Origin of the sequence: Pseudohongiella nitratireducens (assembly GCF_001642735.1) — a bacterium.
In the GTDB taxonomy this organism is placed as follows: Bacteria; Pseudomonadota; Gammaproteobacteria; order Pseudomonadales; family Pseudohongiellaceae; genus Pseudohongiella; species Pseudohongiella nitratireducens.
In genome coordinates this window covers 92211-106213 of sequence record NZ_LWHM01000003.1, presented here as the reverse complement: position 1 = coordinate 106213, position 14003 = coordinate 92211, and the positions used below count along the sequence as shown (strand labels likewise).

14 protein-coding genes and 1 pseudogene are annotated in these 14003 nt (G+C 52.0%); 13 read left to right on the top strand and 2 right to left on the bottom strand.

Annotated features, from left to right (window positions below):
• Positions 1-25 precede the first annotated feature (25 nt).
• The 8 genes and pseudogenes from PSCS_RS16380 to PSCS_RS01855 form a co-directional block, all read left to right on the top strand.
• A pseudogene (locus PSCS_RS16380) lies at positions 26-940 on the top strand (hypothetical protein); the annotation flags it as partial.
• Between the two features lie 39 nt (positions 941-979).
• Complete coding sequence (locus PSCS_RS01885; RefSeq protein WP_397387142.1) at positions 980-2854, top strand: YadA-like family protein; 1875 nt, start codon at positions 980-982, stop codon at positions 2852-2854.
• 219 nt (positions 2855-3073) lie between these two features.
• On the top strand, positions 3074-4129 hold the full coding sequence (glpQ, locus tag PSCS_RS01880) for a glycerophosphodiester phosphodiesterase (protein ID WP_229694670.1): 1056 nt from the start codon (positions 3074-3076) through the stop codon (positions 4127-4129).
• A 146-nt stretch (positions 4130-4275) separates the two neighbouring features.
• Positions 4276-6255 (top strand): DEAD/DEAH box helicase, encoded by a 1980-nt coding sequence (locus PSCS_RS01875; protein WP_068810095.1) that lies wholly within the window; start codon positions 4276-4278, stop codon positions 6253-6255.
• Between the two features lie 104 nt (positions 6256-6359).
• Entirely contained in the window at positions 6360-6635 is a 276-nt protein-coding gene (locus PSCS_RS01870) for a putative signal transducing protein (protein WP_229694669.1), read from the top strand.
• A gap of 52 nt (positions 6636-6687) precedes the next feature.
• Positions 6688-7308 carry a peroxiredoxin family protein gene (locus PSCS_RS01865; RefSeq protein ID WP_068810094.1) on the top strand — a complete coding sequence of 207 codons (621 nt, stop codon included), beginning with the start codon at positions 6688-6690 and terminating at the stop codon, positions 7306-7308.
• A 67-nt stretch (positions 7309-7375) separates the two neighbouring features.
• Entirely contained in the window at positions 7376-7819 is a 444-nt protein-coding gene (locus PSCS_RS01860) for an ABZJ_00895 family protein (RefSeq protein ID WP_068810093.1), read from the top strand.
• Between the two features lie 8 nt (positions 7820-7827).
• Positions 7828-8289, top strand: coding sequence for a YaiI/YqxD family protein (locus PSCS_RS01855; RefSeq protein WP_068810092.1), 462 nt, complete (start codon positions 7828-7830; stop codon positions 8287-8289).
• 296 nt (positions 8290-8585) lie between these two features.
• On the opposite strand, the gene PSCS_RS01850 is transcribed toward PSCS_RS01855, so the two are convergent.
• Positions 8586-10238, bottom strand: a complete 1653-nt coding sequence (locus PSCS_RS01850; protein WP_068810091.1) for a SulP family inorganic anion transporter — start codon at positions 10236-10238, stop codon at positions 8586-8588.
• Positions 10239-10253: 15 nt separating this feature from the next.
• The gene (locus PSCS_RS01845; protein WP_068810090.1) at positions 10254-10904 is read right to left on the bottom strand and encodes a carbonic anhydrase; all 651 of its coding nucleotides are present in this window, start codon (positions 10902-10904) and stop codon (positions 10254-10256) included.
• Between the two features lie 253 nt (positions 10905-11157).
• Between PSCS_RS01845 and PSCS_RS01840 the strand changes: the two genes are divergently transcribed.
• The 5 genes from PSCS_RS01840 (at position 11158) to PSCS_RS01820 (ending at position 13975) form a co-directional block, all read left to right on the top strand.
• Positions 11158-12111 carry a hydrogen peroxide-inducible genes activator gene (locus PSCS_RS01840; protein WP_068810089.1) on the top strand — a complete coding sequence of 318 codons (954 nt, stop codon included), beginning with the start codon at positions 11158-11160 and terminating at the stop codon, positions 12109-12111.
• A 77-nt stretch (positions 12112-12188) separates the two neighbouring features.
• Positions 12189-12434 (top strand): hypothetical protein, encoded by a 246-nt coding sequence (locus tag PSCS_RS01835; protein ID WP_068810088.1) that lies wholly within the window; start codon positions 12189-12191, stop codon positions 12432-12434.
• Complete coding sequence (locus PSCS_RS01830; protein ID WP_068810087.1) at positions 12427-12768, top strand: zinc ribbon domain-containing protein YjdM; 342 nt, start codon at positions 12427-12429, stop codon at positions 12766-12768. The genes PSCS_RS01835 and PSCS_RS01830 overlap by 8 nt, the downstream gene beginning before the upstream one ends.
• 80 nt (positions 12769-12848) lie before the next feature.
• Positions 12849-13580: an META domain-containing protein gene (locus PSCS_RS01825; RefSeq protein WP_068810086.1), complete on the top strand. Its 732-nt coding sequence runs from the start codon at positions 12849-12851 to the stop codon at positions 13578-13580.
• Between the two features lie 29 nt (positions 13581-13609).
• Positions 13610-13975, top strand: a complete 366-nt coding sequence (locus PSCS_RS01820; protein ID WP_308426223.1) for a SpoIIAA family protein — start codon at positions 13610-13612, stop codon at positions 13973-13975.
• Positions 13976-14003: the final 28 nt, after the last annotated feature.

Below are 14003 nucleotides of genomic sequence, written 5' to 3'. Positions count from 1 at the left end.
CAGCGCGTCAGCATTCGGTAACACGGCTGTCGCCAGTGGCAGCCAGTCAACAGCCGTCGGTAATGCCGCCTCTGCCAGTGGTGACAATGCCGCGGCGCTAGGTAATTCGGCAAGCGCTGGTGGTGATAATGCGACCGCCGTGGGTAATGATGCCTTCGCCTCCGGCACCAGTTCGCTGGCTGCAGGTGATGGGGCCTCAGCATCAAACCAGAATACTGTTGCTCTCGGCAATGGAACCCAGGCTTCAGGTGACAGTGCTTTGGCGGCAGGTGATTCAGCGAGTGCCTCTGCGCTGAATGCCGTGGCATTAGGTAATGAATCGTCGGCAACGGCTGAGAGTGCTCTGGCTGCCGGTGATGGTGCCAGTGCCTCAGAGCTGAATGCCCTGGCGCTGGGTAATGCTGCCTCAGCATCCGGTGATAGTGCCATTGCTACTGGCGATGGCGCCACCGCTTCCGCTTTGAATTCAGTGGCGTTGGGTGATAGCGCCAATGCCAGCGGTAGCAGCTCGGCGGCATTAGGGGATTCGGCGGTTGCCAGTGGCAGTGATGCTGCAGCGCTGGGTACTTCAGCATCAGCGTCAGGAACAAGTGCTTTGGCCGGTGGCCATAATGCAGAAGCTTCAGCTACGAATTCGCTGGCGCTGGGTAGCGATGTTTCAGCCAGTGGAGAAAATGCAGTTGCGGCAGGACGATCAGCAGAGGCGTCAGCGATTAATGCAGTCGCTCTGGGTAATGACGCGTCTGCCAGCGGTGATAGCGCATTAGCGCTGGGTGATTCAGCCGTTGCCACCCAGACAAATGCATTGGCAGTTGGTGACAGCGCCCAGGCTACTGCTATCAATGCTGCTGCATTTGGTAATGCGAGTGTCGCTTCTGGTGAGAATGCGACAGCCTTGGGTATTCAGGCCTCAGCCTCTGGTGAAAACGCTGTGGCCTTGGGTAAAGAGGCCGAGGCCAGTGCTGAAGATGCGCTGGCGATGGGTAGCGGTGCTCGAGCCCGAGCAGAAGGTGCTTTTGCAGCAGGTAGAAACTCTGCTGCAACAGGTGAGAATGCTGTTGGTCTGGGCAATAATGCGGTCGCCATTGAATCCAATGCGACTGCAGTGGGTAATAACGCATTTGCTCTGGAAGTCAATTCGACAGCAATTGGTAATGATGCCCGGTCAGAGGCGACAGATGCCTTGGCTCTGGGTAGTAATGCTTTGAGCAGTGGTACGAGTGCAGTCGCTGTGGGGGATTCGGCCGTAGGAAGTGGTGTTAGTGCGATAGCAATTGGTGACAGCTCATCAGCGACTGCGACTAACTCCCTGGCTACAGGGCATAATGCCACAGCGAATGCTGACAACGCGATGGCGATGGGTAACAGCAGTGTGGCCAGCGGAAGTAGCGCAGCTGCACTAGGTGACCGGTCTGTTGCTTCGGGTCAGCAATCTTTCGCTTTCGGTACCCAGGCCCAGGCTGTGGCAGAAAACACATTTGCTGGTGGTACCCAGGCCCAGGCAACAGGCAGTCATGCCATCGCACTGGGTGGGTATGCCAACGCAAGCGGAGCAAATACATTCGCCGCTGGTGTCAGTGCTAATGCCTCAGGGCGGAACAGTGCGGCGATAGGTACTGCTGCCGTTTCATCCGGGCAGGGTTCACTGACTTATGGTAACAATGCAATGGCAGCTGGCATGCAGGCGTTGGCGATGGGGCAATCTTCTCGCGCAATTGCTGACCATACGGTAGCGATTGGTGCCGGTGCCAATGCCAGGGCCGTTGCGGCAGACACGGTGGCGATCGGTCAGGGCGCGATTGCCGGTGCTGAAAATACGGTGGCCATTGGTGCAAACGCAAATGCCAAGGCTGTTAACTCCATTGCGTTAGGTGAAAGCTCAGTAGCACATGCCGAGGGATCGTTCGCTGGTGGACGAAACTCGGAAGCTGTTGGAGTTAACTCACTGGCGTTGGGTGATAGTGCAGTGGCCCTGGGTGTCAACTCAGTTGCACTGGGTGCGGGTGTGACTGCAGTAGAAGATTACTCGGTCACATTTGGTGTTAACAATGATGTGACCGGTGAAAATGCTTTGGCAATGGGGTCGAAAGTTAGAGTAGAGGGTGGGGTCGAAAACTCAGCTCTGGGGACTAACCTTGATATCAGTGGTGGTTCTCACAACACAGTCATGGGGAATAACATTACGGTTCGTGGCAACAATAACTCGATTTTTGGTGACCCGGTGGTTGTGACCGGCCAATACAATGTGTTTGGTGTTTCCGGTGACGGTTACATTACCGGCAATAACAATGTAGGGCAGGTGACAGGTAACCCTGAAATCGTTGGTAATCACAACGTCGGGTTGGGTGAAAATATTAAGATTGATGCCAGCTCAGCTGTGGCGGTTGGTCATAATGCCCAGGTGTCCCAGGACTCAGGTGTTGCCATCGGTCATAATGCCCAGGCTCAGCGCGCCAACTCTGTCGCATTGGGTGCCGGGTCGATTGCTACTGAGGACTACACTGTGTCGATTGGTCAGCGTGGCTTTACTCGTCGGCTGACCAACGTCTCATCGGGTATCGATCTCAGTGATGCAGTCAATGTTTACCAGATGAATGCAGTGCGCCAGGAGGCTCGCCGTGGCATTGCAGCGGCAGCGGCAGCGGCGAATGCCATGATGCCGTCTGCGCCAGGTAAAACGACTGTCAGCGCCGGTTATGGCAACTTTAAATCAGAAAGTGCCGTCGGCTTTAATATCAGTCACTGGCTGAGAATGAACTCGGAAAATGCTCGTGTGCTTTTTAGTGCTGGTGCTGCTTTGGGTGAACGCAGTGATGACTCACTGTTTAGAGCCAGTGTCGGTGTTGAGTTCTAGGTCAACGATTATCCCCAACGTCAGGGCCCACCCTGGACAAGGATTGTCCGGGTGGGTGTTTGACACACTTTGTCTGCTCATTAGCCTGTAGTTGTTTCCCCTTCATTCTTCTGTCACAACTGTTGCATAAACTCCCTTTAAACGTGGGATGCTGGTAGTTTTTTGCCAGATTGGTATCCTTTCCTGAACAATACAACCGCTATAAAAAGGGCTACACTGATGACACAAGCTAAATCTGCTTTCTGGTTCGGGGCATTTTTCATGACGTTGATCAGCAGTGTGGTCAATCTTTCGCCTGCGATGGCGCAGCGCGATGGCGCAGACAAGGTGGTTATTGCGCACCGTGGTGCCAGTGGTTATCTGCCTGAGCATACCTTGCCTGCTGCTGCCATGGCCTATGCCATGGGAGTCGACTTTCAGGAACAGGATGTGGTCATGACTCAGGATGATCAACTGATTGTCTGGCATGACCTGACCCTGGATCGGAATACGGATGTGCGCACTCGCTTTCCTGGCCGTGCCAGGGAGGATGGTCGTCACTATGTGATTGATTTTACCCTGGCCGAATTACGTCAACTGCAGGTTACTGAAGGTTATCGCCTGGATGAAAATGCTCAGGAGCATAAAATCTATGAACAGCGTTTTCCGATGTGGCAGTCCAATTTTCGGGTTCATACCTTTGCGGAACAGTTGGAACTGATTCGCGGCCTGAACCGCTCAACCGGCCGCAATGTCGGTATTTATCCTGAATTAAAATCCCCCGCCTTCCACCATGAGCATGGCAAAGACCTGGCTACAGCGGTGTTAAGCGAACTGAAACGTTTTGGCTATACCAGCAAAGACAGCAATGTCTATGTGCAGACGTTTGAGTTTGATGAACTAAAACGCGTTAAAGAGACGGTCCTGCCAGCACTGGATATGGATCTCAAACTGGTGCAACTGATGGCCGGCAGCGATGAGTACGGCTGGATGCTGGCGCCAGGTGGCATGCAGGAACTGGCTCGTTATGCCGATGGTGTCGGTCCGGACAAATCAATGATTATTCTGTCGTCCTCTACCAAAGACCAGTTGATGATCAGTTCGCTGGTCAGGGATGCTCACCAGGCAGGTATGGCGGTTCATCCCTATACATTCAGAAAGGATGAAGGGCAGGTGCCAGCCTATGCAGACAGTTTCGAGCACATGCTGGAATTGTTTCTCTATGAAGCCAATGTTGATGGCGTTTTTACTGATTTCCCAGACCGCGCCGTGCATTTTATTCAGCATTACCGTTGATATTTCACTGCCCTGCGTAGCGAAGTGACGCGAACGGGTCGATAAAATTGCTGTACGAGAGCGTCTACCTCACGTATAATGCCCGCCCTTTTGATCATTTCCCCCTTATAACGGCCGAATTCATCGCGCCGCGCAGGCAATCGACTATGTCAACGACTGATTCAGGGTCTTCAAGCGACACTGATACGGGCTCGGGTTTTGCTGAGCTAAATCTTCCTACATTCCTTTTGGAAAAGCTGGAGCAGATCGGCTACGAAAAGCCATCGCCCATCCAGAAAGCCACTATTCCTACACTGCTGTCAGGTCAGGACCTGATTGGCATGGCGCAAACAGGCACGGGTAAAACCGCGGCCTTCGCATTACCTATCCTTGCTCAGTTGGAGCAGAAGCGCAGCGGTATCCAGGCGCTGGTTCTGTGCCCAACGCGAGAGCTGGCCATTCAGGTCGCCGAAGCCTTTCAAACCTATGGTTCACGCTTCCCGGGCTTTCGTGTGCTGTCAATTTATGGTGGCCAGGACATGCGTCGCCAGCTGCAGGCGCTGAAAAGCGGCGTCGATGTGGTGGTTGGTACGCCTGGCCGCTTGCTGGACCATTTGAGCCGCCGGTCACTGGACCTCAGCCAGATCAAGACCCTGGTACTGGATGAAGCGGATGAAATGCTGCGCATGGGGTTCATTGATGATGTTGAGATGATTCTGCAGAAGACACCTGCGGAGCGGCAGGTTGCGCTGTTTTCGGCGACAATGCCAGCGCCAATCCGCAAGGTAGCGGATAAATATTTGCGCGACCCTAAAGAAGTCCGGATTAAGAGTTCGAGCAGCACGAATGCCGATATTGAGCAATATTACTGGCTGGTACAGGGCACCAATAAGCTGGATGCTCTGACACGTATGCTGGAAGTGGAAGAATTCGATGGCATGATTGTCTTTGTGCGCACCAAAAACAGCACGGTGGAACTGGCCGATAAGCTGAATGCCAGGGGATTCTCTGCTTCAGCGCTGAACGGTGACATGAATCAGCAATTGCGCTCACGAACAGTGGAGCAGTTGAAAAACGGCAAGCTCGATATCGTTGTAGCGACTGACGTAGCGGCACGCGGGTTGGATGTGGAACGCATCAGCCACGTGATGAACTACGACATTCCTTATGATAATGAGGCCTATGTACACCGCATTGGCCGTACCGGTCGGGCCGGACGCAGTGGCAAGGCGATTCTGTTCGTAGCCCCGCGAGAGCAGCGTCTGCTTCAGTCCATCGAGCGCACTACACGCAAGAAAATCACGCGTATGGAGCTGCCAACTCGTGGCGAGCTGATCCAAAAACGCAGCCAGCAATTCAAGGCAACCGTTGCTGAGACGCTGAAGTCCCAGGACTTATCATTCTTCCGCCAGGTCATGATTGAAATGTGCGAAGAATATGAATGCTCCATGGAAGATGCAGCAGCAGCGATGGCTTATCTGATGCAGAAAGACCGCCCGCTGGACCCACCCAGTAAAGCACCAAAACGGTCTGATGACTCTCGTGAGCGCAGCTCGAATCAAGACGAGCGGCCAGCCCGTCGTCGCCGCGAAGAACGTAACTCTGATGATGACGCAGATGTCAAAATGGAGTCATTTCAGATCGGTGTTGGTCATCAGCACGGTGTGTCACCGCGAGAGATTGTTGGTGCCATAGCCAACGAAGGCGGCATCGAAGGCCGGTATATTGGCCGCATTCAGATTTTCGATGATTTTTCTACCATCGATTTACCTGAAGGTATGCCAGAAGATATTCTGCAAACACTGCAACGCACTCGTGTTTGTAATCAGCCGTTGAATATGGAACGCATCAAGGGCAAGGTGCCTGAGAAGCGCGGTCGAAGTAGCAGGGGCGGTCCAGGTAAAAACACTGGAGGTCGTGATACCCGTGGGCATCGTTCTGCGCCGATGGCAACAGGTGATATGCCGCCGCCCAAAAGAAAGCCGCGACGGGATGCGTTTATTGAACCGGACAGAGCGCCTGGTGAATTTACCAACGCGCCAAAAAAGTCCAGAGCTGGCAGTAAAATTGAAAAGCCCAAAAAGCGCGGCACTACCAAGAAAAAGGTCAACAAGGACAAGGGTAAGCGTCGCACACCGAAGTCATAACCCTCCCTGTTCTTTCGTGTCTGTCAGGTCATGCGCAAGCGTGGCCTGATTGCCGCGCTTTGATAGCGTGGTAAACAGCGCGAAGATATGTCAATCTATTCATCATGTTGAAGACAGTGTTTCGTGCAAACGATATTGTAGAAGCCCATATTGTGGCTGGCATGTTGCAGGCCGAGGGAATAAAAACCTTTGTCGGCGGTCACTATCTCCAGGGAGCTGTCGGCGACCTGGCTGTTCAGGGTTTTGCTGATGTGCAGGTGCTGGAGAGTGATGTTGGTGTTGCAAGATCGCTGATCACGGAATATGAAGCCAGTGCAGAACAAGAGCAGAATTCAGCCAGTCAAACGTCCGGGCCAGTCGACGGCAACCTTTTGGCTTGAATTAACCAGGCAGCTCAAGCCCAGCGTTCTTTCATTCAACTGGAGAATAATAATGATCAGAATACCTGTCTCTGCCATCCTTGCGTTGCTAGCAGCACGCCCTTCTGTCAGCCAGTGGCTGAAACGATTTTCACTTTATTTGACGGTAGTGCTTTTCAGTTCGGCATCCTATGCCCAGGAATTTGTTTGGGCACCGGACTTTCCCGAAGGCAGTAAACTCCCGCCAATCAATGCGCCTGATCAAAATGGCAACCCGTTGTCTTTGTCAGATCTGACTGGTCCCAATGGTCTGGTGCTGGTGCTGAGCCGCTCATTCGACTGGTGTCCTTACTGCATCGGACAGTTACAGGACCTGGTTGAAGTGGCACCCCGGTTCAAGGAAATGGGGTTGGGGGTTGCGACCATGACTTATGACACATTTGAACACTTGCAAGCAGCTGAAGTGGATTATGGGACCACCTTTCCCTTGCTTAGGGATGAAGACACAAAGCATTTCATGGCAATGGGTGTGTTGAATACTGAGTACGAGCCAGGCAGCCGGGCATACGGTATTCCTTATCCGGGCATTTTTTTATTACGGCCTGATGGGACAATTCATGCAAAATTTGCCGAAGAAGATTACCGGGTGCGACCTGCATTTGAGCTAGTGATGGAAGCCGCGCAGACTCTCTGAGTCTGCGTTACGCACATCAACTGAGAAAATACGTGAAACCCAGGGAAGAGGCCAGGAACGACAAGCAATGAATTATGGCAAGTATGTATTAACGTTCAGTCTTTTTTCCCTCGCCGTACTTATCATGATGATGCTGGCCAGCGTGCTTTTTGAATCTCGTCTGGGCAACAGCATCAGTTTGGCGATGGCCATCGGTGCTGGTTACGGCACGGCGATGCGTTTTGTCATCGATCACCAGCGTGCGCCATATCCGCAGGAAAGGCGAAAACTCGTTTTGCTTTGTCTGCTAATCTGCTTGTGTATTTCATCCATGGCACTCACTTTGCTGCTCCCTATGCAGATGTCAGAAGAGGCCTATGGCCAATTACCCTCACTGATTGAGGCAATGTCATGGCCGGCAATCGCATTGCTGACGGTGGTGGTGATTGGCATTCACTATCTGGTTCTTAACTGGATATTCGCCTGGTCTTCCCGCAAATTTGCCGAACAAGTTAATCAAGTAAAAGAGTGACCACGCCCGTGTCCCGACCAGCACAAATCTGGGTAGATGCTGATGCCTGCCCAACTGTTATCAAAGAGATTCTTTACCGAGCCGCTGAGAGAGCGCAGGTTGTACTGACACTGGTCGCCAATCAGCCTTTGCGTGTACCTAACTCCCGCTTTATCCGGACTGTCCAGGTCATGCAGGGGTTTGATGTGGCTGACAATGAAATCGTGCAGCGTGCTGCTGCCGGTGATCTGGTTATTACTGCCGATATTCCCCTGGCTGATGAAGTGATTTCAAAGGGGGCTCGGGCGTTGAACCCTCGGGGTGAGATGTACACACCGGCAACCATTAAAGCACGTTTAAATATGCGCGACTTTATGGATACGTTGCGCAGTTCAGGGATACAGACAGGCGGGCCGGCGGCACTTAGTCAGACGGAAAGAAAGGCTTTTGCGGACCAGCTTGATCGCTGGTTGCAGCGCAACTCTGCGTAAAGAAAGGGGGCGTAATTATCCTCGCCATCCTCCTGCGCTACCGGCTGGCGGTCAGTGCATCATAGATCCGAGGGCAGACGACCACAGCACATCGCTTGTCGCTCGGCGGACGGAAATTCAGCCTGTCGGCTTCAGACAATCTGCCCGCTTTTTCGAGCAACAAGCGATGTGCTGGGCGTGGTCTTATTGTCTGCCCTCGGATCTATGATGCACTGACCTTGTCGTGTTTCTGCAGGGCAAAAAAAAGGCGCGGCAAATGCCGCGCCCAAGACTTATAGTTGGTGAGAACGCAACTATTAAGTGCTCGCAGGCCGTAATGCGGGATCGTCTGCGAGGTTGTCGTCATCGTTTGATGAAGGATTGATTTCCTTCAGTGCTTTTTTCAGGGCACTAATCTGATTATCAGCCAGGGTGATTTCCTGGTATTCGCTGAGCAGGCCTTTCAATACTTCCTTGATGTCATCGTTGGCACCGCTTATCACCAGGCTGCGTCCTGAGCCAAGGGCATCAGTAGCAATGGTTTCCACTGCCATGGCAGCAGATACATCAATTTTGGGTACTCGACTGAAATCCAGGATCAAGACCTGAGAGCCTTTAGGGGCTCGTTCACGGACGTGGTGCCCCAGGTCTGCAGCAGCACCGAAGCTCATTGGGCCACCAAAGCTGAACAGGCTGACTCTACCTTTGGCCTGCTTCAGTAACTCGGCTTCTTCCGGCGTACCTTCGCCAGCCATGGCAGGTTTCAGTTCATTGATCTGCAGCTGTGCAACTTCGCGAACAAAGGCCAGTGCTGCCAGAACAACACCTGCGGCGACTGCAGTGATCAAGTCAACGAAGACCGTCAGGCCGAGTACCAGCACCATCAGGATCAGGTCCCAGCGTGGTCCTTTGTGAGCACGTTTCAGATAACGCCAGTCGATGATATCCAGACCAACTTTGACCAGAATACCAGCCAGCACTGCGTGTGGAATGTTGGAAGCCATTGGGCCAAGGCCCAGTACTATGGCTAACAACACCAGCGAGTGTGTCATGCCGGAGATTTTAGTCTGGCCGCCGCTGCGGATGTTAACGACAGTACGCATGGTTGCACCAGCACCACCAATACCACCCAGTAAGCCCGCAAAGGTATTACCGATACCCTGGCCTACCAGTTCGCGATTACTTTCATGGCGGGTTCGGGTCATGTTGTCTGCCACCAGAGACGTCAACAGACTGTCGATAGCACCCAGGACTGCCAGTATGATGGCGGCCTCAACAATCAGTACCCATTGGTCAGAATTGAGTACCGGCAGATGCAGTGTTGGCAGTCCGCTTGGGATGTCACCCAGCACGGGTGCGCCGCCAACAATCAGGCTGACAACCGTACCGATAATCAGCGCTACCAGAGGACCTGGGATGATCTTGCCAAACTTTGCAGGCCAGGTATAAACAATAGCCAATGTGCCAGCACCCAGTGCCAGTGCCATCCAGTTGATTGAGCCCAGTGCTGTCGGCAGGTAGCCAATTGCTGCAATCGTGCCGCTAGGTGGCTCACCACCGACCATGCGCCCCATTTGCAGAATGATAATAATGGTACCAATACCGGTCATGAAGCCTGAAATAACGGGATAGGGAACCAGCCGAATGTATTGGCCCAGTCCCAGCACACCAAATGCAATCTGTATCACACCTGCCAGCATGACTGCTGTCAGGATTAGTGTGGCGTCCCCAGATAAACTGGCAAACAGACCAGCCATAACAACAACCATCGGTCCGGTGGGGCCGGAAATTTGTGATGGTGTGCCGCCGAAAAGGGAAGCAAAAAAGCCCAGTACAATCGCACCATAAAGGCCAGCCATCGGGCCGAGGCCTGAGGCGACACCAAATGCAAGTGCCAGAGGCAGAGCAACGATGCCGGCAGTCAAACCGCCAGCAAGATCGCCACGCAGATTAGATAAGTCAAACTTCATGATATCTCCTGAGAATTAACTTGTGGCGGCGTCGCTGCCGCCAGGCTGCTGGTTGACCGGCGTAAACTCCCGAGTCTCATCGTCGTAACACAGCACATCACCTGTTTCGATGTTGTACACCCAGCCGTGCAGCTGGATACGGCCCGCAGCCAGTTTTGCGGCTACTGCCGGGTGAGTACGCAGGTGTTGAATTTGCTGAACTACGTTCTCTTTGGTCACTTCTTCGAGGTGGTTGTCATCAAGCTCAGCGCTGCCTGTACGTTCTTTAACGACTTCTGTCGCTACGCGGCAATGGCTCAGCCATTCTTTGACGTGGGGCAGACTGTCCAGCTTTTGTGGGCTCAGTGCGCCTTTCATGGCACCACAATCAGTGTGACCACAAACTACGATGTGAGTCACTCCCAGTGCTGCGACTGCGAACTCAATCGAGGCTGTCATGCCGCCCGTGACATTGCTGTGTGGTGGGATAACGTTGCCGGCGTTGCGACAGATGAATAGATCGCCTGGCTCTGTCTGAGTCACCAGGTTGGGATCGATGCGAGAGTCAGAACAAGTAATGAAAAGCACTTCCGGGCTTTGACCATTAGCCAGTCTCTCGAATTCTGCTTTCTTTCCAGGGAAGACTTCTTTCTGGAATTTTTCGACGCCTAAAATTACATGTTTCATAAATGGGTTCCTGTTGTTTTCAATCCTGTCGGGTGGCCACTTCCGATCTGGTGAATTTTCGTTGATAGCCAAATAGAATAATAGATGTGCTCGTGATAGCATTAAACTATCAGCAGGGTTGTATATTACAGACTATAACCTGCGCGATGCTTCATTATACGGGCTCTCAGCAGATACACAGAAATATGAAAATTTCACCAGCTAACATCTGATTGGTCTAACAGGTAATGACAAGTTGCAGATAGGGGAGAGCATGCAAAAACTGGAAAAGACATTCTCGTTAAATCAATTGACCTATTTTGTGAGTGTTGCCAGTCACTTGAGCTACAGAAAGGCAGCTCAGGCGCTTGGGGTTAGTCAACCGACACTGACCACCCAGATCAGTTCGCTGGAGCAGTTACTGGGTATGACGCTGTTTGAGCGTTCTCGCTCAGGCACTCATTTATCTCCACAAGGACGAGCATTGTTGCCAGACGCGGAACTGGTGCTTAGTCGCGCAGTGAATTTCCTGGAGTCTGCCAAAGAGCTGGCGGAAGGTGAGAACACCACTTACAGTCTGGGTGTACCGCCAACACTGGGGCCTTATTTGCTGCCACACATTTTCCCGGCACTGCATCGACGCTACCCAAAACTGCGATTCTATGTACGAGAGGCTGCACCTCAGCAGTTGTATCAAGGGTTGTTGAGTGGTGAATATGACCTGATCATGACGCCATTATCAGATGATTCCCGCGATGATGGTCAGATTGTGTCGCATCACCTTTTTAGTGAATCACTGAAGTTGGTCGTGCCAAGCGAACATCGACTGGCCGGGCGCCGCGAAGTGTTTGCCAGGGATCTTGCGGGTGAGAGAATTTTGACGTTGGAAGACCGTCACCAGCTACACCATCAGGTGCTCGAAGTCTGTGCCAGGCTCGGGGCCGATGTCGCTCGAGACTATGAAGGCACCAGTCTGGATACATTGCGACAAATGGTGGTTATGGGGATGGGGTCTACATTTTTGCCCAGTCTGTACATCTTCTCAGAATTACATAATCCCCAGGCATTATTTATTTGCGAGCTTCAGGATCAGCCTGTCGCCCGACACCATGTACTGGCCTGGCGAAATACATCGCCTTCGCGCAATTTCTACCGCGATCTGGCCATTTTTATCAGAGTTCTGGCGACAAGTCACTTGTCAGATGCATTGTCGTTTGAAGAGAAGTAAATCCTGACAAGAGACAAGCGACAAGGGTTGATATACTGTTAGCTTATTCCTTGGCAGGTTCGCTTACAGGAGGCCGGATGAACGACGATAAAACAGGGCAGAAGACAGGCAAGCAGTCAGGTAAAGAGTCTGGGCCAAATAGATCCGGAAAACAGAGGAACCTTGGGGTTGCAGTGGCAATTGGGGTGAGTTGCGGTGTCGCACTGGGTGTATCACAAAATGATCCGGCTTTGGGCATGGGCGTCGGTATCGCGTTGACAGCTGCGATGTGGAGTTCCGGCATAGGTGGTGATACTAGTAAACAGGAGAAGTCAGGTGAGTGAAGTTCCAGCATGTCCTGCATGTCAGTCGACATACAGTTATTTTGATGGCAGCAGTTTTATTTGCCCGGAGTGTGCTCATGAGTGGACCCAGGCCGACATCGATGATGCCGAAGCTGAAAGCCAGGTAACGGATTCGGTAGGCAATGTATTGTCCGATGGGGATATTGTCACAGTCATCAAGGACCTGAAAATCAAAGGCAGCTCGTCTGTGGTGAAGGTAGGCACTAAAGTAAAAAATATCAGACTGGTTGATGGCGATCACGACATTGATTGTAAGATAGACGGTATCGGAGCCATGAAGCTGAAATCTGAGTTCGTTAAAAAGGTATCGTAACTATCAGCGCGACAACTGGAACAATCCTGGCACTGGCTCGTTACCGTTAGTACATGGGTTGAAAACAAGGATTCTTAGGCATGAAAACATATGGAGTCAAATTGTCGCTACTGGCTTTATGGGTGATGACACTTGCTGCCTGTCAGGTAACTCCTGAACAAGGCTCAGCCGGAGTCGCACAAAACCAGACCAATGTAAGCAGGCTGGATAGCACAAGCTGGCATGTAAAAGGCATTGATGGTAACGATATTATTTTCAACGCTATGATCACTATTGCTTTCAATGGTGGCCAGGTATCAGGTGTTGCCGGTTGTAACAGCTACTCAGGCTCCTTGGCGCCATCAGATGGTGACGTTATGTTCAACCAGATAAGCAGTACCCGGCGCGCTTGTGAACCGGCGCTGATGGATCAGGAGCAAACGTTTTTACATACCATGGCTGCGATTGAGTCATACCGCATCGAGCAGGACACTAAACTGATGTTGTTCGATGTGGAAGGCAATCTCAGAGTGCGGGCTACTTTAAACGAAGGTGAAGAGAATGCCCAGGCAGGGCGGGTGCCACAGGATGCGGTAGCCAGTCAGGAATCAGTTTTTCACTGCGATGAATCCATAGTGATGCGAGTGAAATTCGTTGGGCCAGAAACTATCACCATGCAATTTGAAGAGAGCGGAGAGTCGTCAATACTCAGCCGGGTGAGATCTGCTTCCGGTGCGCGTTATCAGAATGCCAGATATGAATTCTGGAATCGGGGCGAAGAGGCACGCCTGACAGATGAAGGTCAGGAATTTCATTGTCAGCGTCATCATTAATAACATCGAATGCTTGTTTGAGGTGAGTGATGAAAGTTGAGCGATCTGGAAAAAACAGACTTGATATCGTAATGACGGGGAAAATTGATTCAGATGCCATGGCAGAAATTCTGCAGCAGCTGATTACTGAATCAGAGGGCATCAAAGACGGTACAATGTTGTTTGATATCGTTGATTTTCAGATGCCGACAATCGGTGCAATCATGGTAGAGCTTTCCCGCTTGCCTGCCATGTTGTCCTTTATTCGGAAATTTGATTCCGCTGCCGTGTTGGCCGATGAAACTTGGATAAGAAAGGTTAGCGAATGGGAGGGGCATCTGCTGCCCTGGTTGACCATAAAGTCTTTCCATCGTGACCAGAAAGCTGAAGCTGAAATCTGGCTGGCTTCCAGGTAGTGGGCGGCAGAAGTAAACGAGAAAAAAT